Annotated in this window: 13 protein-coding genes; 2 read left to right on the top strand and 11 right to left on the bottom strand. The window is 39.9% G+C overall.

From position 1 onward, the window contains the following. Window positions 1-13 precede the first annotated feature (13 nt). Window positions 14-2,989: a DUF4132 domain-containing protein gene (locus ACYVFA_RS27210; RefSeq protein WP_460475018.1), complete on the top strand. Its 2,976-nt coding sequence runs from the start codon at window positions 14-16 to the stop codon at window positions 2,987-2,989. 1 nt (window position 2,990) lies between these two features. Next, the gene (locus tag ACYVFA_RS27205) at window positions 2,991-4,184 is read left to right on the top strand and encodes a vWA domain-containing protein (RefSeq protein WP_460475017.1); all 1,194 of its coding nucleotides are present in this window, start codon (window positions 2,991-2,993) and stop codon (window positions 4,182-4,184) included. An 81-nt stretch (window positions 4,185-4,265) separates the two neighbouring features. Here the strand turns inward: ACYVFA_RS27205 and ACYVFA_RS27200 are convergent, their stop codons facing one another. From ACYVFA_RS27200 to ACYVFA_RS27150, 11 genes are all read right to left on the bottom strand, one after another. Further along, entirely contained in the window at window positions 4,266-7,094 is a 2,829-nt protein-coding gene (locus ACYVFA_RS27200; RefSeq protein ID WP_460475016.1) for a hypothetical protein, read from the bottom strand. Window positions 7,095-7,212: 118 nt separating this feature from the next. After that, window positions 7,213-7,740: an ABC transporter permease gene (locus tag ACYVFA_RS27195; protein WP_460475015.1), complete on the bottom strand. Its 528-nt coding sequence runs from the start codon at window positions 7,738-7,740 to the stop codon at window positions 7,213-7,215. Between the two features lie 232 nt (window positions 7,741-7,972). Continuing rightward, complete coding sequence (locus tag ACYVFA_RS27190) at window positions 7,973-9,457, bottom strand: hypothetical protein (protein WP_460475014.1); 1,485 nt, start codon at window positions 9,455-9,457, stop codon at window positions 7,973-7,975. Window positions 9,458-9,919: 462 nt separating this feature from the next. Next, window positions 9,920-12,658, bottom strand: coding sequence for a family 78 glycoside hydrolase catalytic domain (locus ACYVFA_RS27185; protein WP_460475013.1), 2,739 nt, complete (start codon window positions 12,656-12,658; stop codon window positions 9,920-9,922). 803 nt (window positions 12,659-13,461) lie between these two features. Further along, window positions 13,462-15,045 (bottom strand): cation:proton antiporter, encoded by a 1,584-nt coding sequence (locus ACYVFA_RS27180; protein WP_460475012.1) that lies wholly within the window; start codon window positions 15,043-15,045, stop codon window positions 13,462-13,464. 23 nt (window positions 15,046-15,068) lie between these two features. Next, window positions 15,069-16,088: a bestrophin family protein gene (locus tag ACYVFA_RS27175; protein WP_460475011.1), complete on the bottom strand. Its 1,020-nt coding sequence runs from the start codon at window positions 16,086-16,088 to the stop codon at window positions 15,069-15,071. A 33-nt stretch (window positions 16,089-16,121) separates the two neighbouring features. Then, window positions 16,122-17,744, bottom strand: a complete 1,623-nt coding sequence (locus ACYVFA_RS27170) for an FAD-dependent oxidoreductase (RefSeq protein WP_460475223.1) — start codon at window positions 17,742-17,744, stop codon at window positions 16,122-16,124. A 197-nt stretch (window positions 17,745-17,941) separates the two neighbouring features. After that, the gene (gene nadC / locus ACYVFA_RS27165) at window positions 17,942-18,793 is read right to left on the bottom strand and encodes a nicotinate-nucleotide diphosphorylase (protein ID WP_460475010.1); all 852 of its coding nucleotides are present in this window, start codon (window positions 18,791-18,793) and stop codon (window positions 17,942-17,944) included. Window positions 18,794-18,820: 27 nt separating this feature from the next. Beyond that, the gene (locus ACYVFA_RS27160) at window positions 18,821-19,591 is read right to left on the bottom strand and encodes a type III pantothenate kinase (protein ID WP_460475009.1); all 771 of its coding nucleotides are present in this window, start codon (window positions 19,589-19,591) and stop codon (window positions 18,821-18,823) included. Between the two features lie 79 nt (window positions 19,592-19,670). Beyond that, complete coding sequence (locus ACYVFA_RS27155) at window positions 19,671-20,057, bottom strand: VOC family protein (protein ID WP_460475008.1); 387 nt, start codon at window positions 20,055-20,057, stop codon at window positions 19,671-19,673. Between the two features lie 20 nt (window positions 20,058-20,077). Further along, window positions 20,078-21,715 (bottom strand): ArnT family glycosyltransferase, encoded by a 1,638-nt coding sequence (locus tag ACYVFA_RS27150; protein ID WP_460475007.1) that lies wholly within the window; start codon window positions 21,713-21,715, stop codon window positions 20,078-20,080. Window positions 21,716-21,748: the final 33 nt, after the last annotated feature.

Raw genomic sequence — 21,748 nt, 5'->3', positions numbered from 1 at the left:
AAAGAAAATACACATGACTGATAGAGAAGACCGAATAACCGAATTTAGAAATAATATAGCCAATGACCGTTGGAGTAAAGGCGCAAGCGAGTTGGGCGAGGAAATAATAGCCTATATTACTGATAACCAAGCTCCTTTTCCTACCACCTTGGTAAACGTGTATATGTGGGCTATCACAGAGGGTGTTTGTAGATTATTCAATCCTTTTAATGAATGGGAAGAGGCTGATGAACGATTGCTGTTTTTTATCACACATCCTAAGTACCAGCAACTGAGCCTTATGGGCCACTTGTTTAACTATCTCGCTTTGCAGCTTAGAAAAGAGTATGCATATCCCGAAGGTGTCATAGACAAAATGCTGGAATACTGGCAAAGATACCAACTCAATGAAAAGGATCTTTTAGTGGGCGTAGCAAACAGACTTTCAGGCGAGTCATGGATGATTGATGGAAAATTATCATCGGCAGGCAGGTATTTGGCAGGGGCATTGGTAAAGAACTATAAGGGTGTTTTCAGATTGGTGAGTGACGAGCAAATCGAGCATCGGTTACTAAAATTTATGCTTGCGCATAATGTTGCGCTGGCAGACCATGTGCTATCAGATTTTATCAATATCCGCACAGATTATATAGGGCTTAAATATGTTTCGTGGTTAAATGTTGAAGTCCTTCTTGAAAATAATCCTTTCAAGTATGAGCCGTATATTATGGCAAAACTTGCAGAATTAGATAGCCCGGAAGCCATTCATTATTTAACAGAGTTGTTGATAAAATACCTTCCCGGAAAATATAAAACTGAGGCGAATCGGTTCTCGTTTATGTATCTGAATGCTGCTAAAACGCTGGTGCTTCAAAAAAGATCAGATTACCGGGAGCGTAATATACAGATCCTGGATGAGTCAGGAAAAAGAATCGGGTATTGTTTTCTCGTATGCTTGCATAGCAAAAGGATATTAGATTCGAGTGAAGAGGTATTGCCTTATATTGCAGAACTATTTGGCGCTTATGAGGCTGCATATTTAAAAAGAGAACTCCTTGATTTATTCGTAACGCATTATAAGGAAGCTTTTTATCCGTATCTGATTACAGAGGGGTTCAAAGTAGATCCTAGTTATGAGTTTGATGGATATATGAAAGAAGTATTCAAATACCTCCTCAATATCGATTTCGACCTTTATAAGTATAAGCTAATAGAACTTTGTTATAGTAAATTAAAAAAAGTGCGGGAGGTAGCGGCCGTTTTTATTGCCAAACAAGGCGAGAGAGCCATACCGGAAGCAACCGCATTATTGAATGACAAAAAAGGAGAAATCCGTCAGACAGGTGCTTTAATACTTTCTCTGATCAAAACAGATAAAGCAAAAGCCATTTTGCTGGAAACATTAGATAATGAAACAAACGACGATGCCCGCGATGTAATGCTTCAAAGCCTGACAGGCGTATTATCTTCCCCGGAAAATATAGATGAAATAAAAGTAACTATCGAAAAAGCAGCCAAACGCAGCAAACTAAGTCAACCACTTGAGCCTTGGCTCGATGAAGCAAAACTACCGAAATTGTATTGGCTATCAGGTGAAGAATGCTCGGCTGAAACCATCCGGTTTTTGTTTTATCGCCAGAGCAGAGCCAAAGATATCCGGATAGACATAGAAGCCAAGCCTTTGCTTGATTTTATTGATAAAACCAAAAGCCAGCCTTTTGCCCAAGCGCTTCTGAATGCGTATTTGAATAATAATGTGGACGCTAAGTATAAATTTTGTCTGACTTTAGCCTCAATGCTGGGAGACGATGACGAAATAGGGGTATTGAAAAACAAGGTAGTGCAATGGTCGGATGCAGGGCGTGGGAAAATGGGAGAATATGCCGTAAAAGCCATCGCACTTAATGGCTCAAATAAAGCCTTGCGGGCAGTTGAGTTTTTCTCGCGTAAGTATAAAAGCAAATATAAAAATATTGGTGCAGCAGCAAATGAAGCTTTTGTGCTGGTTGCCGAAGAACTGGACATACACCCTTATGAATTAGCCGATTCCATTATCCCTGATTTTGGATTTACCGGGCTGTTTAAAGAATTTGAGGTGAATGGAGAGCCTTACAGAGCTTTTGTCAATAATGATTTTAAAATTGCTTTTCTGAATGAAGATAGTAAACTACTAAAGTCTCTGCCGAAAGGAACTTCAAAAGAACTACAAGAAGAATTTAAAGAGATTGCGAAGGAGATCAAGGATATTGTGAAATCTCAATCAAGTCGTTTGGAGCAATATCTGGTTATTCAACGAAAGTGGACTGCCGATAAATGGCAAGCCTTTTTTATGGGCAATCCGGTGATGTTTGCGTATGCCATCCGGTTAATCTGGGGCGTGTATGAAAATAATCAATTGGTCTATACATTCCGTTGTCAGGAAGACCAGACCTTGGTGAACGAAGAAGGAGATGAAATTGAATTGGAAGACGGTGTTGAGATTGGTATGGTACACCCGATTTCATTGACACAAGAGTCAATCGATTATTGGTCTGCAAATGTCTCTGATGCTGACATAGAACCTATTTTTCCGCAACTCAACCGTCCGGTAATATTGCTGGAAGATGCACAGAAAACGCTCAGACTGAGTAATGAATTCAAGGGCGTGCAATATGGAGGATATGGCTTTGTGAGCAAAATGGAAAAGCTGGGCTGGAATCGTGGTTCGGTAGTGGATGGCGGTGGTATTACCAGTTATTTTAAAGATTTTTCAGCCCTGGGTATGACCGCCATTATTATGCAGGAGGGTACATTAGGCGTGGGCTACTACGAAGAAAATGCCGAACTGGGCAATCTGATGTTTGTGAATAACAAGTCGGTTAAATTCGGAAACTACATCTATGATGAACCCGATAAAGAAACAGACGAACGCCTGATTCCATTCGGAGAAGTACCCCCCATCATCTATTCGGAAGTAATGGCTGATATGCGCTTTTTTAAAGAAAATGAGGTAAAAAAACCAAGCAATTGATATGCAGAATCAGGAGATACTAACACGCTGGAGATTGATTCTAGGGGGTGATGAAGCAGACGGAACAGGTCAGACGCTTTCGGGCAATGAGGCGCAGATTGATGCGGCGCTGGCTGCGCTCTATGAGTTTGAACGTAAAAAAGGTTTTAACTACGGCCAAAGCAAAGACCGGAAAGGCGGGAGCGAAGCCTCTAGTCCGTCGGTAGCCCGTTGGCTGGGCGACATCAGAACGTATTTTCCGAATACGGTGGTGCAGGTCATGCAGAATGATGCCTTGAAGCAGCCGGAACTCAGACAAAAAATGATGCTTGAACCGGAGATACTCGAACAGGCAACACCTGACGTGAAACTGGTGGCTACGCTGATGGAACTAGGCAAGCTGATACCGTCTAAAACCAAAGATACGGCCCGCCGCGTAGTGCAGAAGGTAGTGGATGAGCTGATAGAAAAACTGCAACAGAAAACCATTCAGGCTATTTCGGGGGCATTGAACCGGAGTGTCCGCAACCGTCGGCCGCGCTATCATGAGATAGACTGGAATACAACCATCCGTAAAAACCTGAAACATTATCAGGCAGAGTATAAAACAATTATTCCTGAAGAACGGATAGGCTATGGACGTAAAATCAAACGCTCTCTAAAGGATGTGGTTCTATGCCTTGACCAGAGTGGCTCTATGGGACAATCGGTTGTCTACTCAGGTATTTTTGGTGCAGTCATGACCTCTTTGCCCATGATTAAAACCCAGATGGTGGTTTTTGACACTGAGGTAGTAGATTTAACTGAAGACCTGCGAGACCCCGTTGAATTATTATTTGGAGTGCAATTAGGTGGAGGAACTGATATAAACAAAGCCCTGAAATACTGCCAGCAGATTATCACCAGGCCGGATGATACTATTCTGGTAATGATTACCGATTTATGCGAGGGTGGAGATGAACAACAAATGCGTAAACGAGTTGAGGAGTTAAGTGCGTCGGGTGTTCAGGTAATCTGCTTATTAGCATTAGATGACTCTGGTGCACCTTATTTCGATACAACTAATGCCAAATTTCTGGGTAATTTAGGTATTCCGGTTTTTGCCTGTACACCTGATTTATTCCCTGAAATGATGGCGGCAGCTATCTCAAAACAAGACTTGAACCAATGGGCAGGCGATAATGAGGTGGTCTTGAAAGGGCAGAAAACGGCTTAAAGTTTGAATGACTTAAAGGTGAAAATTCTGATAAGGCAATGCCCTATCAGAATCTGGTTTACCTTATGTATCTAACCCTCATTATAAATTAGATGCTACAAAAAATTCAAACCTTTGCTTTGTTGTGGGATTTAGCGGGTCTGTGTCGATTAAGAAAGAGTTTCTTAAACCAAAACCCAATGGCCCTAACGTATTCAATAATTTGATGTCAAATATTACTTCCCCGCCATATGAGCGTTGGGTAGTTTTAAAGTCGATAAACTTTCTTTCAATATTGCCGTAGTCATAAAATACATTGGCTCTTGCACGATTAATAAAGAATATCCCGGCAAAACCTCGGTCTATATTAAATAACGGTAAGCTATAAGTGGCACTTAATACGGTTTCAACATCTCCGGGAGCAGCTGCATAACCTCTGGCGTGTAAGAACTGGTCTTCAAAAAGATAATTGTTGTTCAGTAATTCTTTTTTACCTCTGAAGGCTAACTCTAAACCATGATTTTTGCCGAATCCTGGAGTTGTTAATCCAAATGAACCTATCAGACGTTCGGCAGATGTTCCGGCCGTAATAGACTTCTGGTAAGAAAGCGCCAGACTTTGCGACCATTTATTTACCAGATTCTGTTTGGCTTTTCTGCGGACATTCGAGAAATTTAAGCCGAATTGCAAGGCATTAAACTCCAATCCATGATAGATAGGCGTATCTTGTATTTTATATTCAGATGTACTGATACTTGAGAAAGTAGAACTTAAACGGAAATTAGTGGTATAGTTACCTGTTATCCAGCTAAGTGGTAATGATAAGCCTACATTAACATCTGCTTGTTTATAAGATAACGTACCTATGAAATTAGGGTTTAAGAATACGGCATTGGCTCTATCTCCGGCGCTTACTCTGAACGAAAGCGGTAAGAAGAATCTACCATAATCAAAACCTCCTGAAATACGTACCGTTTTTTCGTTATAATTGTATTGTGCTCCAACTATTCCCGTAAAGTCATTTAAGATATTGCCCAACTGAATGCCAACGCTTACATTGCGGCCATCGCTGCTACCAAAATTCCAGCTATGCAGTTTCACTCCTCTCAAAAGCCCTTTATAGTTCTTTATCTGATAAGTATTTTCCATAGGTTGATACTGGATATTATGCTCGATTTCGGTAGTTTTTACGTGAAAACGTTCCATATCAACAGGCTCTGCGAGTTTTGGACTTCCAATGCTTTTTACATCCAATTGGGTGAGTTGTCTGCCCATAGCTGTCATTTCTACCATGGCCAGTTTTTTCTCATCTTTCGATATAGCAGGCAAGGTAGCACCTATTCGTACTGAGCTCAATTGTTCAATCTTCTTGTCTCCATTCAGATTTACGGCATAGATATTATTAATACCGCTGAATGAGGCTCCAAAAACCACACGGTTATCACTGATAGAAAGGCCACTCATGGTATGTGTAGTCCACGGGGTCAGTTCAGTTGTTTGTTTGCTGGCTAAATCATATTTCAGCATAGCAATTTTCGATTTCCTTTTAGCGAGATACACAATCGAAGCATCATCGTTTGTCCATTTCGGATAAGAAATAAAATCGTTTTCCGGATTCGGAATGGTGCTGATAATATTACCGTTGCTTGGAGAAATAATGCATATCTCGTTATTGATGTTTTCATCAGCCTTAACAGCTACGATTCTATCTCCTGTCGACGAGAATTGTGGACTAAAGAACTTACTTTTTTGGGTTACCTGTGTTCTGTGACCTGTTTGCAAATCATAACTCATAATAACACTATAAATCACAGCATCCCTACGAGCATCTTTACGCATTTCTGTCCAGGCAACTTTATTGTTATTCACTCCTAAATAACCCTCGGTTGCGGCACCAATAGGAGTAAGGTATTTTTGTTTACCATCTTTAATCTGATACAAAGCAGATATTTGTTTAAAACTACTTTTAATACAAAGAATGCTGCCGTCTTCTAACCAATGCGGGAATGTATAATTGGTAACCGTTCTTTTAGGTAAGGGCGTAATAGGATTAGTAAGCGTCAATTGTATGAATCTAAGCTCATTCTCCCAGTTCTCTTTCATTTCCTGATAAGCCAGTCTATACATTTTGTTGACACCTATTTTGGTGTGTCTTCTTAAAGCTCCGGCAAATGGGTAGAGAATAGTGCGGTATCTACCTGCATCTGCCAATACTTTAGGCCACATTTCAGGCCCGAAATGATTACGGCCATAGTTCAGCATCGCATAACCTAAAGGATAATGATTAGGTAATAGTTTCTTGAACGAACCATTGCGGGCCTGTAAATAGGTGTAATTTTTTTCACTCAATAGCAATGCTCTTTGCTCGTCGAAGAAACTTGGGGTTCTACCACGTCCTGCTCCGCTTAATACGGTTTCGGCCAATACGGCATCCCCTTCAAAATACCAGTCAGGAATGGAAAAATTAATTCCTAATCCCCAGCCTGATTGCCCTTGCAGCAAGTAGAGAAATTTGGTAAAACCTCTTCTACCGTTACTGTACTGCAAGGCATGGCGGTATTCGTGAATGGCCAGAGCATCAAGCCAATCCATAGAACCTAAGGCATTGAAATCCTGAAAACCTGTGGCATAAAACTCACTACGATAGGGCGATAAAGCTACGTAGCCATTGCCTTCGGCATTGTTGGTATTCAATAGAATATCCAGTTTCTTACTTTTATTGCCGACTGATACGGTTGCGTTTTTATTGACGTAGGTAACCAAATCAGCAATACGCATGGCTTCTGCTTGGCTATTCTCAGGGAAAATTACTTTTACTTTATCATTTTCAACGTATTTCCACTTCATGGAAGACGGCTGAGGACCTGTCTGGGCATTTAATTGAAACGATGCAAATAATAGGGATATGTATAATAAGTATTTAGATTTCATAAGGTACTTTTTAGTGGGAGGTGATGGTTATAGGACAAAGGACAGAGTAGGTTTAATTATTGTTTGCTAACTGCACAACAGCTACCCAAAAGCATAGATTTAAACCTACTCGTAGAAATTATTCGGTGGTTAGTTCTGAAAAATTCTGGATATTGATTTTGAAGCGAGGTTTTTCACCTTTCGGTACAATCACAATCAAATCGTTCGATACACTGCTGCCATTTTTCAATAAGAAACCACCTTGTACGCGTACCATTCGGTAAGTAGTTTTACCATCGGCCGATTTCTCAGGTTGGTTATAAGGAACAGTAAACGGACGTGCTTTCAGATTTGCGCCTTTAGAAGTAAGACGTTTTCCAGTAGCATTCAGACATTCGAAGCGGGCAATTACCGAAGGATCACCATCGAATATATTGGTAATGTTGTCGTTCTTCAGATAAATCAACTGACAACCGCTTTTGTTTTGTGCTTTGATGGTTACTTCGTAGCGCGAATAAGTATCTTCATCACGTGCATTGGTAATGGCATAGTTGTATTCAATGCCGTTGCTGACAACTGGTTTACCTTCTTCTACATCAAGAGCGCTTTGAGCTTGGCTAAGAAAAAAACTGAAAGAGAATAGAGAGGCTAGTACGATTTTTTTCATGGGTTTCATTTTAGGCGTTTGTAAAATTTGTTAGTTAGATACAATTAAATCTTATTACGCAGCCCATTAATATCCGTTTATCAATCCGGATTTGATAGAGATGTTAAAGGGTAATGTGCATAAGGTTATCAGAACAAGATTGAATGAGGTCTCAATCGAAATTCTGGTTCAAACTTACACCTGAATGAGTAAAATGAGAAAAAACGTATATGGACAAAATATGGACAATGTATTAAATTGCTGATAGATAGGTGTTTAAGTCGCTCTGGTCGATTTTTTTTCTAAGCCGATATCTGTTTTTTGTTACACTTTCGTTAGAGATACCCAACATGCCAGCCACCTGATTATTAGTGAAATTGAGGCGAATCATACAAGCCATCTGAATTTCAGTATCAGTCAGATTAGGATTTTGCTGGTGTAAACGGGTAATAAATTGCGGGTGAAGTTTCTCAAATTTCAATCTGAAATCCTGCCATTGTTCATCGGTAAGAATACGCGCCTGATTAATCTGGTCGAGCAGGGTATGAGTAGATTCCGTGTCCTTAAGTTTTAAATCTTTCAGCTCATTTTCAAATTGGTTAATCAATTGGTTTTTCTCACTAACGGTATCGGCAAAAGACTCCAATTGACTTTGTACCAAAGAAAGTTCAGCCGCTGAAAGCTTATGTTGTGTCTGTAATAAATCATGTTTTTGTGCAAGACTTTTCCTCTGTAAATAGAATACAGCCACTAAAAGTCCCAAAACAACCGTACCTCCAATAAAGAGCCATTTTTGCTGGTTCAATTCATTTTGTAGATTAGTATTCTCCAACTCTTTTTCATTCATACGTAGTCGGGTTTCCAATTCACCTACCTTCTGCTTATTTTCTGTATTGACCAATAAAGTATCTACCTCGTAGAATTTTTTCTGATACTGAAAGGCTTCTTTATAATTGCCTTGTAGCTCTGCCCATTCTGTACGGATAAAAGCCATTTGACGGTCATAGTAAGGCGAGGCTATTTCAGGCAATAAAGCCTCTGCTTTTTTAAAATGTTCATCGGCTTCATCAAACTTCTTTTGTCTGATTAAAGCCGCGCCAAGAATGGCTTCTCCTCTCAGAATTCCTCCAACATCATTTGCATCGCGTGACATTTTAAGTCCTAAGGTAACTGGGGGAACTATTTTATCGTAGTCTCCTCCATCATAATAAGCACTGGCTATATTCAGGTATAGGTATCTGATTAAAACACTATCTTTTATCTCAATAGCCATTTTCAGGGCGTCATTGAAAACTTTGATTGATTCATGAAACTTCTTATTGTCACTTAAACCTACAGCATAGTTCATTGTAGCGGTAACAATCAGATTTTTATTATTAGTTAAGCGTATGGTTTGTAATGCCTTTGCTGAATATTCATTCGATTTGCGAAAATCGTTCTGGTATTGAAAAACCTGAGCAAGAGCAGAATAAGTTCTTGATAGTTGTTCATAATTTTTGGCTTTTTCAAGAATCGGAATGGCTTCCGTCGCCGAATTCATCGCTTTTTCAAACTCACCTGTTTCACTATAAAACCAGGTCAATTTTGCCAGAAATACAGCCCTTTCTTCTGGTTTGGTTTGAAGAGATAATCGTTGCTGATAATATTTGATAGAATCCTGTGACCCGGCCTGAGCAAAAGAGTTGCTGCGTGTAAGAATAATGAAGAGGAAAGTAAGAAAATAGTAAGAATAACGCATAAATAAAAGTAAATAAAGATGCCTTAAAAGGCAAGCACTAGATTTTCCTGACAAATAAGGTAAAAGTTAAAAATACGGAATATAATTGAGGTAGGCAATGAAAATTTTGTGGAGATGGCATATAGGACGATTCATCAGGTGCCAATATTAAAAATATTTGGCCGCGCGACTAGGCGTCCTCAGCGTCCGCTAAAGCCAATATGGATGTTTGTTTTTCGTTTTACTCCATTTTATTAGATTTCAAGAAATAATCGTTCTCCAAAAAGTTTGGCTAAAGCCAAAATGCATTCTGGTAATTTATTAACCACTAAAGCAGGTGGCAATTGATTCCATAGCCCCGCCCGGCATCCGCCCGGCTTTAGCTGGGGTAAAACAAAGATAAAAATCCAAATTGGCTTTAGCCAAAACGTTTCCGCGCATCATCCATTTAATCAAGAGTAAATTACCTTTCTAAAACAACAATCACTTCACCACCCTGAAAGAATAATCGCCACTTCCAACTTTTATTATCCTATAGCCAACCTCAAAGTTCAAAACCTCAATGTCTTTACGATTCTTCAAATCCAGATTATTCTCTGTAATCTTCTGATTAAGCGCTGATGGAATATACACAATAGCCATGCTACCTATAGGTACTTTTACATTCATATCAAAGCTATTCGGATTATTTTTCCAGCTAATACCTGCTTTGCCTTGCACGATTTCAGTAAAATATTGCGCTGAGGTCAGGTCTGCAACAAGTATGGGCTTAAAGATGATTTCTTTATAACCCACTTTGCTTTCAGAAGTGTGCATACCAGCCAATCGGGTATAAAACCAACTCAAAGCACCCCCAAACATCGGATGATTATGCGAGCCCTCATTATTCCATTCTTCGCGGGTAGTAGTGCTCCCTTGGCTTATCCAACTACCAAAGCTTGGGGCAGTAGTTTTATTCATGGCATTATAAGCTAAATCGTTAAGGCCATTATCAGCCAATACTTCAAAGAAGAAACGCGTACCGAATATACCTGTATCCAGATGCCCACCAGCCGCTGCAATATCTTTTTTCAAAGCTTCAACTACGCCAGGATATTGGTCTTTATCTACACCCATTCTTAAGGCAAAGATATTAGCTCCATATTTACCAAAAGTACCTTTTTGTTTATCGTAGAAAGTAGTTAAAAATGCCTGACGGGTTTTATCAGCTATTTCCTGATACAATATAACGTCTTGTGGCTTATTCAGAATTGCCGCCACTTTAGCCGTAATATCAGCACAATACCATAAATAAAAAGTATGCACCAGTTCATCAGGCGGTAGTGTACCCACACCAGCCCATTCGCCCAGATTCCACCATTGTAGCGGCTTGCCATCGTGGCCAACTCGCCTGGAGTGCATAATGCCTTTCTCATTAACCCACGTTTGCATGTATTTAATATAGCCAGTCATTCCTTCATAGTTGTCTGCCAATACATCTATATCATTATATTGTTTATAAAATTCATAAGGAATGATACTAATCGCCGCACCCCAGGCTACGCCACCCCCACAACCGGGCTGCCAGGGAGCTCCGTTAGGAATATAGCCTGTAGACGGAATCTGCGCATCCATCATATCCCGAATCCATTTCTTGTAAAAAGCCTTTACTTCAAAATTACTCATCACAGTATGGCAGGCCACTTGCGCGTCACCGGTATAACCCGAACGCTCCCGATGCGGACAATCGGATGCAATGCCTCCGTGCATATTGTCTAGCTGTGAGCGTTTCCAGATCTGGTTAATCTGATTGAAAAGTTTATTGGAAGTCTCAAACGTGGCTGATTCTTTTACGGCCGTGTTCACGGCTTCTGCCTGTATATTTTCTAGATTCAGTTCGCCTTTCCAGTTGCTGATTTCTACCCCGCTAAACACAAACCAATTAAACCGGGGAGCATAACTAGCATTCGGTTTTCCGCTGAAAGTATAGGTATTCTCGCCTGAATACTGATTCGCATTGAAGGTAATTTTGATGGTATGCCCAGCCGGAGCAGTTACATTTTTTAAACGTACCCACCCGGAAATTTCTTCAGGAAATGAGACTTTGTAATTACCATTAGCCAGCTTCTCAATTTTAGTTGGTTGATAAACTTTGGTGATTTTATCAGTAGGAGCGGTATGTGCAGACATTTTGCCAAATGGCGCAGCTCTGTTAATCACATTTTCCCAATGACTATCATTAAAACCCACCTTACACCAATCAGGCTGTTCCTGACGGGCATCATATAGCTCGCCATCATACACTAAATCTGAAATAATTGCCGATTTCGCAGCCTTCCAGCTTTTGTCTGAAACAATCACCTCTTCGGTATTATCTGCATAAACAATATGGACTTGCGCAATGAAGCGGGGAGAACCATAGGAAGCTGTCCAGAATTTAGGGGCATTATAAAAACCATTGCCTAAAATCGCGCCAATTACATTATTGCCTGTTTGTAGTTTGGTGGTAATATCATAAGCCAGATACATGACCCGATAATCTTTAAACTCATCAGGCAATGAAATATAAGCATCAGGCAATTGTGGACGTTTACCATAATTGGTCTGGTTAGGCACCAGATAATCGTCGGATGCTTTTTTCCCATTTACATAAAATTCAAAATAGCCCAAGCCAGTAGTATAGGCAATCGCACTTTTGATTTTTTTAGGTGCTTTAAAGGTTTTTCTTAATAATGGGGCAGGAGGGGGTAGTATTTGCGTACGTTGGTCTGGTCCGCCTTTGGGTTTAGGTATAGCTTCTTCATTCTGCCAGGGTGCACCAATCCATTCTGCTTTCCAATCATTTGGGTTCAATAATCCCATATGCCATTTGTTTACTGTGCTCCAGGCCGATGGCTTGCCGTTTTTATCCCATACCCGCACCTGCCAGTAGCAAGTCATACGTGATAGTAGATTTTTTCCGGCATATTTAACCGAATGAGACTCGTCGTTCATCATTTTATCCGTATCCCACAAATCAGGCTTTTGCAATAAGGCACGGCTTGACGCTACGCGTATCTGATAAGCTGTTTGTATTTGTCCTCTCTCGTTAGTTTTTGATACATTAAGCCATGACAACCGTGGATTCAGTGCATCAACAACCGCAGGGTTTTCCATGTATTCACAGCTAAGATTCTGTACCTCTAGTTGTGCAAAAACTACATCTGCCGATAAAAATAGTAATACAAAAAACAGGTATTTCATAAGTTGAAGCCGCAAGTGTTATGAACTTGTTTTGTTTTATGAGGTTGAAAGATTGGTTGATAAAAATAGCTATATTTTAATGAAATAAATCAAATAGAACGAGATAATTAAATTTTGAACTTGTTTAACTTTTTAATATAACTAACTTAAAATGACCACTTGTAGTCAGTCAATTTTAGTAGTTAATCAAAAGGTAGTCACCGTAGCGACTACCTTTTGGGACGTCACTTGGATGACTGATACTTGGAAGCCAGATCTGTTTCCATTCAAAAAGGTACCCTCCATATTAGTCACCTTTTTCAATATTGTAAGCTTGCTTGTCATATTCAGTTTTATCATCAGTTATACTTCTACCACCTATCCTGACCTCCTTTTTCTCTGTTCATGGCAATAATTGTTATTCATTACTTGGCATCTCCTAAATTTCCGATTTATGCTCAGGTTTTCAAAGGATTTTGGAATGTATGTGGCAAAATCATACTATTGCTTCGCTCTTTGAGCAGAAGAGGTTGAATGGTTGACGGGACTATTTTCAAAGATGAAAGCATCGGTCACGCCTGAAACAGTTCGGTACTTAACCAATCACTATTATTCCAAACAAAAATACACCATTATTATGCTGACAAACTTCGGCTGGGTTGATTTAGATGCGCTTTCGAAAAGGTTGAAGGGATATTGTTTGAGAATAATTAACTACAGCATAATTATAAAACAAAATCCTCTCAGGATAAACCTAAGAGGACTTAAACAATTAAGATGAGGCAGTGTGTTGATTGTGCTACATCCCGAAAATTTATTATATCTTAAATAACCCTCAACCGCTCCTCTTCCAGATCGAGTTGATACAATTGCTGGCGGATGATTTCTTCATCAATCTGTGGGTCTTTATTGAGTTCGGTCAGATACTGCCTTTGGCTTTCCAGTAATTCTACAAAAATAACCTTTGTTTTTTCATTCATCCAGCTATCGTCAGCAGCCTTGGTTCTTTCTTCCCAATGTTTCAGAAATTTCTCCATACCTGCATGCCCATTCAGTTCGTTTTCATATTTATTTTTCAGAACCTCATACACATGCTGTTTCAATCCCTGTTTCATTTTTTGTCTGGTTTCTTCGTCTGATTCTACTCTAAACATTTCATTGACAGAAGCCATACGCCTGATTAAATAAGGCAGCGTAAGGCCTTGTACAACTAATGTGAGCAGTATTACTACAAAAGTGATGAATAATATCAGATTTCTATGTGGGAAAGCCATGCCGTTATCTAAAGTAACAGGTATGGCCAATGCCGCAGCCAATGATACCACGCCTCGCATTCCTGTCCATCCCAGCATCAACGGAGTTAAAAGACTTGTTCTGCTTGTAAATACGCGGGAAGCTATACTGGGACGGAAAATAATGGTAGCCAGCATAGCGGCATAGGAACTGATAATACGAGCTGCAATCAGAACGCCAGTTACTAATAAGCTATAATTAATGGCAGTACCTAAAGGCGTACCTTCTGAGCGTAGCCCATCTATAATTTCGGGGAGGTCTAAACCGATAATCAGAAAGACAAGACCGTTTAAAATAAAGATAAAACTTTCCCATACGCTATATCCCTGAATCCGGCTGGCACTATTTAGAAATACCAGTCTTTTGGCCGACATCAACAAGCCGCCACTTACTACTGCCAACACACCAGAAGCGTGCAATTGTTCTGCTATCCAGTACATGAAATAAGGCTCAATCAATGTCAGCGCTACATCTGAAGAAGCATCAGTAGGTAAATATTTATGTGCCTGCACAAATAACCACGCAACTATTAATCCAATACCTGCCCCACCAATCACCATCCATAAAAAGCTTAATGTCGCTTCGTGCCATACAAAATGTCCGGTACCAACAGCTATCATGGCAAAGCGGAATATAATCAATGATGAGGCATCGTTCAGTAAGCTTTCTCCCTCTAAAATAGCAGAAGTGGATTTAGGTATCTTTACAAATTTCGTAATAGCTCCGGTACTGACGGCATCGGGTGGAGAAACAATGCCACCTAGCAGAAAGCCCAACGCAAGAGTAAAGGTTGGGATATAATAATTAGTAATTAACGCAACCGAAAGTGCCGTAAAAAACACCACCAGAAAAGCAAAACTACCAATGATACGCCACCATTTTTTCATTTCTTTGAAAGAAATAGTCCAGGCGGCTTCGAATAGTAGAGGCGGTAGGAAAATGAAAAAGATAAGATCGGGATTGATTTTTACCACAGGTAAGCCCGGAATAAAACTAACCAATAGTCCGGCTACTACCAACAATATCGGGTAGGCAATTTTTAATTTGGTAGCCCACATTTCAAGCAGAACCACCGCGGCTACCATAGCCAATAAAAAGGGTAAGGTATTATGCATTAAAAAAATAATTACGTGTTAGATTACATCAACACATCATTCACCGCTTGTATAGGTTTAGGGAGATCAGTTTCTCCCAGCATTTGCAATAAGTCAATCTCAATAGTGCGGCACATGGAAAGCATCGGCACATCTGTTCCGAATCCCTCAAAAGGATTTTCAGAATAGTCGCCTATCAATTCCATTACTACATAAATCCAGCCTACTAATGAGCCAAAGGGAATCATTAACCAGACGCCTACCTGCCCATGTTTGGCAAATTCGGCCACAATACCCAAAGGCAGTAAAAAAATAAATATACAGTTAAAAATAAAACTCAGGTTGGCATATTGGCGTGGCAATGGAAATCTTTTAATTCGTTCAGCCCGGCCTTGATGGTCATAAAACTCTGTCAAGACTTTCTGCATATCCAATTGTTTACGCATATGTAAACATTCTTTTTCTTCCAGTTCTGCCAGCGTTAGCGATTGCAAGCGAATGATTTGCGTGGCTTTGTTGGCAGCAGATTCCCACTGGTTGGCATCAGCATAATATTTTTCTTTCTGCCTATCCGTCAGATAATCTTTAAACAGGCCAACCCCTCCTTGTTCTCTGCGTCGGACTGCTATTTTTCTAAAAAGATGGTTCAGACTTACATGCTCCCACGGTGCGGGTACAAGCAATTGTTCTCGCAAAATGTATAGCCAGGCAATATGCCGATAAATTAACTGGGTTTTGATTTGCTTGATTTCGTTCTCCGGCAATTCTTTGTTTCGGATAAAGGCATCAACCATAGCACCCCAACTTCTGCTGCTGTTAATGATTGCTCCCCATATTTTACGCGCCTCCCAAACCCGGTCATAAGACTGATTATTCTTGAAACCTACATAAAAAGCCACCGCTGTACCAATCAATGATACAGGCAACCAGGGAATAGAAATCCAATGCCAGCCAGCTACTTTATAAAGCAGCGACACCATGAGCATATAAGAAATAAGCCACCAGAGATGATGTCCTGCAAACTCCAGTATTCCTTTAAGCGTAATGTTTTTTCTTACAAGCATTGAGCTTCAATAGGGTTTTGTGTGTTTCAAATATTAAAACTCCAGCCGTTGTTTGTCTTTCAATAACTCAGCCTGAAGTGTAGCATAAGGCAGCGCTTGGGGTGTAACTTTATTATTGATAGCCAATACCGCCGCCGTAGCTGCAGATTGCCCCAGAATCATGAACACCGGCTCCATACGGATAGAACCATAGGCAATATGTGAGCTTGATACACAAACAGACACTAGTAAATTGGTGCATTCATTAGCTTTCGGCAAAATAGATCCATAAGCAATGGAATAAGGTTTGTCAGGATGTACACCGATATCTCCCTCATTTTGTACGTAACCATCCTGCTTTACATAGCGCTGAATATTGTGTGAATCTAAAGAATAAGAACCCATCCCTACCGAATTAGGTACTTTGGTTTTACCTAGTGCATCGGCTTCTTTCATCACAAATTCACCTACCATGCGTCTGGCTTCACGGATATAAAGTTGATGAGGCCAGCCGCCATTATCTTTAAATTCGTCTTTAGGTAAACCCCATTGTTGCATTTTTTCATGCACATCGGCCGGAATACTCGGGTCGTTCTGTAAGAAATACATCAAGCCTTTTTGGTACAACTCATGTTCTTTGATGATTTGTTTCCTGCGCTCATAACTTGCCTCGGGATAATCATAGTTTTTGCCAATATAATCGGTGCTGAAAGGCCCATGATTATTCGTATCAGTTTTACGATTCGGAATCGGATCGTATTTATCAAAAGTTTCTCTCCAGCCAGAGGCAAATACTCTTGCCAATAATTCATAGCGGGCAGGGTCATAGCCTTGCGGCTTTGCAAAAGGAATCCGGTTTTCAGGGCTATTACTCAAACACATTCTGAAACAATAGGCCTGTATTTTATTATCACCTGCGCCATATTCACCTGGCGGGGCTGATGAAACTTCGGGAAGTAGACCACTCTTAGGGTCATTAGGTATCTTGTAAGGACTTATTTTGCTTTTGAAATGATGCCCATGTTGAAAAACTTCTGTCTGTACCCCATTCCATTTTTCGCCATATACACTATTCGCTTCACGCCCCACGTGATAAGATACACCTGCTGCCGCCATTAAATCGCCCTCATAGGTGGCATCAATAAACATTTGTCCTTCATAAATATTGCCGCTCAAAGTGCGGAATGAACTAATATTTAATCCTTTTTTGGTTACCCCTTTTTTCGAGCGGTCGAGCCATTCGTTTCGATAAATCGTTAACTGATATTCTTTTACAAAATCTTCATACACTTGTTCAGCTGCGTGAGGTTCGAAAATCCACATCGTACGGTTAGTGCCATCTATGGCAGGTGTGCCTTGTCCTTTATTGCCAAATTCTTCTTTTTTCTGCCATTGCCAGGTCTCAGGCTTTTGATAATGGGTATATAATCGTTGATAAAATTCGCGTGATAAGCCACCAATTACTTCTTTATTACCTGTATCAGTAAAACCTAACCCACCTGACGAGAGACCGCCTAAGTGCGTATCAGGAGAAACCACAATTACCGATTTTCCCATTTTCTTCACTTGCACGGCTGCAATCACAGCCGAAGAAGTGCCACCATAGATAATCACATCGGCTTTATAAGTTTTCGCAGTTTTTGTTTTAGTGGAAGTATAACTTGGCAAAATAATCATGACTCCAATGAGCCAGATAAAGAGTGAGATTTTTTTCATAGAGGTTGATTATAAATAGACGGATAGTAAATAAGGTGGTAATATATTAAATAAATCGTAAAATCTTAGAAAAGTAGTGATTATTCATGCGTTTAAGCCATAAAAAAGCAGTTACACTTCCGAAAGTGTAACTGCCTATTCATATCTTAAGAGGTTATTTATTTCACTGCTTTCAGACTCAAATCCAGACTTTTAGCAGAATGGGTCAGATAACCCAAAGACACATAATCAACCCCGCACTCGGCATATTGTCTTACATTTGATGGAGAAATACCCCCTGATGCTTCAATAGGGTATCTGCCATCAACCATTTTTACAGCTTGTTTTATGTCTGCATAACTGAAATTATCAACCATAATACGCACTACACCACCAATATTTAAAACTTCTTGCAGCTCTGCCAGGTTTCTTACTTCAATTTCAATATCTAGTCTTCTGTTCGTTACTTTCAGATAATTATGCGCTGCATCCAAAGCATTTTTAATGCCTCCTGCATAATCTACATGGTTATCTTTTATCAGAATCATATCAAACAAGCCAAAACGATGATTCACACCGCCACCAATCTGCACACCCCATTTTTCCAGCATTCTGAAACCCGGCGTTGTTTTGCGGGTATCTAATACTTTGGTTTTCGTACCTTCCAGAAGTTTCACTACCTGGTTGGTTGTAGTAGCAATACCACTCATGCGTTGCATACAGTTTAATACCAGGCGCTCGGCAGTCAGAATAGAGCGATCTCGGCCTTCTACAAAAAACGCTACATCTCCGAATTTAATCGGTGCACCGTCTTTTATTAATACCTTCACTTTTAAATCCTTATCAACGGCCTTGAAAATCATTTTGGCTAGCTCAACACCTGCCAGTATTCCATTGTCTTTTACCAGAAGCCTTGCTTTTCCCATCGCATCAGCCGGAATGGTTGATAAAGAAGTGTGGTCTCCATCGCCTACGTCTTCGGCCAGTGCATTTTTAATAAACTTGTTAAGCGCTCTTTTGTCTATCTCCATATTCGTAAGCCCACAGGGCGTTTTTTGCTATGCTTGCGACTCTCCGATAATTCTCAATCCTTCTAAAGTCAGTTCACGGTTTACTTCTACAAATTCATTATGTAGCGTAGAAATAATAGACGATAATCCTCCGGTGGCAATGGCGATACAATCACCGTCCAGTTCTGCTCTTATCTTCTGAATCATGTTTTTTACTAAGCCCTCATAACCCCACAAAATACCTGCCTGAATGGCATGAACAGTATTTTTGCCTAATACTGAATTCGGTAGTTCAAGTGGCACATCGGGCAATTGAGCTGTATTGGCAAATAAAGCTTTTACGGCTGTTCTTAAGCCCGGAGCTATGGATACGCCTAATACTTTTCCCTGGGCTGATACTACCGTAAAAGTTAAGGCTGTACCAAAGTCAACTACTACGCAATTACGCTTATATTTTGTAAAAGCAGCTACGGCATTGGCCACTAAATCACTTCCGATTTCATTCGGGTTATCAATTGAGATTTCGATTGACGGGAAAATATAGGAATTAACAATGATGGGCTCAATACCAAAAATATTGTTAATTAATAACTTAAAGATAGGAGTGAGGGGAGGAACTACGCTACTTAAAACAACTTTCGTGATGTCAGAAAAGCGCAGGCGGTTCTCTAAGAAATATTGTCGGAAACGATATTCAAAAAAAACATAATTCTCGTCTTTTAATGACCTGATTCTGAACTGGTGTGTCAGTATTTTGTCTTCAAAAATACCAAAACCTGCATCGGTATTACCAACGTCTATTACTAATAAGTTATTCAAGAGTCAAATTTTATTTTGGATGCCAAAGTTTGCAAAATCTTATCAATCTCTCAAAGTTTTTTGGTAAGAATTAACAGGATTATAGGGGTTGTTCATTAATTCTCCACGGTGGATTCTTCCGATTGTCTCCGGCATGATAGATAATAAGCAAATGATTATCTAAATCTTTAATTCGGGCTTCACGCCATAGCCAGGGTTTATCCATAGGCAGTTCTTCTATCACAAATCCTTTTCGCAGCAATTCGCTTACTTTATCATCTACGTCGTCAACCTCAAAATAAATCCAGACACCCGTATCAGCCGGAATATGCTCTGCCTGATGGATAGAGAAAGTGCTACCTCCCTGTAAACATTCAAACCGGGCATAATGTACATCTTTCACAATCAATTTAAGTCCTAGTTTCTCATAAAACTCAATTGATTGCTCGATATTGGTGACAGAAATCGTTAGCTGATTTAAGTTCATACGCTGAATATGTTTATTGCTTAAATATTCTTCCTTTTCAAAAATACAAAACCATTTTTCTCTCCAATCAACTCCAGATTCGGATGGTTCTTAAACTCTTCGTATCTATCACTCCGTGTAACAAAAAAGGCAGGTTTGTCTATACGCCCATTGAGCAACCAATTACCGAATTCTTCCTGTGTCATTTGTGCCGTAGAAGCCGGGGCACTATTAGGTTGTTTCTGGAAATAAAACAAATGGGCATAGCTTTTAAACCCAATCACGCCCACATAAACATCCTGCCCTCGTTTCGATTCATAAAAGTCAATGGCGGCGCCCTGAGTATAGCGTTCTATTTTAGGAACAACCATCGCTCCCAGAAAGAAAAGACAGGCAGCAGTGGCCAAAGTAATGCCACTGATAAACACCCATTTTTGTTCGGCCGTATTTTTTTTTCTAAAAATTAAAACCAGAAGTAGTACAAAATACGTAAGTCCGATTAAAGGTTCGAAGCCGCTCCATTGGACAACTGCACCGAGGTTTTTTACGGCAAAAGGATCTTTTATATAAGGAATAATCTTTGCTGTATTCATACCTCCCAAAGGTACTGCAATCAACACGAGCGACAGAAACGAGCCTATGAAAATCAGGCCGAAAGTAAGCCATTTATTCCACGTTTTTTTAGCGCTTAGCCAATCATATAAAAAGCTGGCGGCCATGTAAGAAAGTGGAAAATAGGCCATAGAAGAGTAATGGACGATTTTTGTGGTAACAATGCTGAATAAAATCATCACTACCCAGAAGGTATTTTTCATCCATTTGCCAAACCCTTCTTGTCTGGAAGCCAGGGCAGGAATACCAAAGACAGACATCGGAAAACACCCGATTAATACCACCACAAAATGATAATAAAAAGGTTGCCCGTGGCCGGCATCAGGTGTGCTGAATAAACGTATCTGATATTGGATAAATTCTTTAAAAAACCAGAAACCATTGCTTATCAATTCGTTAGCAAACCAAATAGAGGCAACGGCGATACAGGAGATAGAAAAAAATACTATTTGTTTAAATGTAAAAAGCTTTTTAAATTTGTTATAAAGTATCCAATACGAAATTGCTGTCAATCCCCATATCAGCCCGCCAACCGGGCCTTTTGTAAGTATTGATAAGCCAATGAATATGCCGGATAACCATATATACTTTGGCAGGGTCTGCGCCTTGAAGGAGAAATAAATCCCCAGAAAAATAAATAGATTAAATGTAGGATCAATGATTCCGGATTTAAAATACAAATGGGGAGTAAAAGAACCTAAATAGATTAAAGCCCAGATTAACCCGAAGTTGGCGTTCCGGATACTTTTACCAATTAAAAAGATAACCCAAAGAGTAATACAACCGACGAAGGCATTTGAGAATCGTGCTGCGAACTCATTTATGCCCAGAACCTGCATTGCTCCAGCCTGCATCCAGAAGAAAAGCGGTGGCTTTTCCCAGAAAGGCTTATAATCAATTTGAACTTTGCTGTAGTTTCCTGTAAGAATCATTTCTCTGGCTGATTCGGCGAAATTAATCTCGTCCCAGTCAAATAAATGAAAATTCCCTAAAAACGGAAAGAAGAAAACAACTCCAAGCGCTAAGACAATAAGTGGGTAATATTTTTGCTGAATTTGAATACGCATTCAATAAATGATATTTTTTTGCCAAATGTACGC

This window comes from Emticicia fontis (genome assembly GCF_054779675.1).
The sequence above is the reverse complement of the archived record's forward strand: the minus strand, read 5'-3'. Positions and strand labels throughout refer to the sequence as shown.

Bases quoted from the DNA above. Each gene is read 5' to 3' on its own strand.
- ACYVFA_RS27185 (WP_460475013.1), bottom strand. From the start codon at position 12,658: ATGAAATACCTGTTTTTTGTATTACTATTTTTATCGGCAGATGTAGTT.
- ACYVFA_RS27190 (WP_460475014.1), bottom strand. From the start codon at position 9,457: ATGCGTTATTCTTACTATTTTCTTACTTTCCTCTTCATTATTCTTACA.
- ACYVFA_RS27180 (WP_460475012.1), bottom strand. From the start codon at position 15,045: ATGCATAATACCTTACCCTTTTTATTGGCTATGGTAGCCGCGGTGGTT.
- ACYVFA_RS27170 (WP_460475223.1), bottom strand. From the start codon at position 17,744: ATGATTATTTTGCCAAGTTATACTTCCACTAAAACAAAAACTGCGAAA.
- ACYVFA_RS27200 (WP_460475016.1), bottom strand. From the start codon at position 7,094: ATGAAATCTAAATACTTATTATACATATCCCTATTATTTGCATCGTTT.
- ACYVFA_RS27150 (WP_460475007.1), bottom strand. From the start codon at position 21,715: ATGCGTATTCAAATTCAGCAAAAATATTACCCACTTATTGTCTTAGCG.
- ACYVFA_RS27205 (WP_460475017.1), top strand. From the start codon at position 2,991: ATGCAGAATCAGGAGATACTAACACGCTGGAGATTGATTCTAGGGGGT.
- ACYVFA_RS27155 (WP_460475008.1), bottom strand. From the start codon at position 20,057: ATGAACTTAAATCAGCTAACGATTTCTGTCACCAATATCGAGCAATCA.
- ACYVFA_RS27210 (WP_460475018.1), top strand. From the start codon at position 14: ATGACTGATAGAGAAGACCGAATAACCGAATTTAGAAATAATATAGCC.
- ACYVFA_RS27195 (WP_460475015.1), bottom strand. From the start codon at position 7,740: ATGAAAAAAATCGTACTAGCCTCTCTATTCTCTTTCAGTTTTTTTCTT.
- nadC (WP_460475010.1), bottom strand. From the start codon at position 18,793: ATGGAGATAGACAAAAGAGCGCTTAACAAGTTTATTAAAAATGCACTG.
- ACYVFA_RS27175 (WP_460475011.1), bottom strand. From the start codon at position 16,088: ATGCTTGTAAGAAAAAACATTACGCTTAAAGGAATACTGGAGTTTGCA.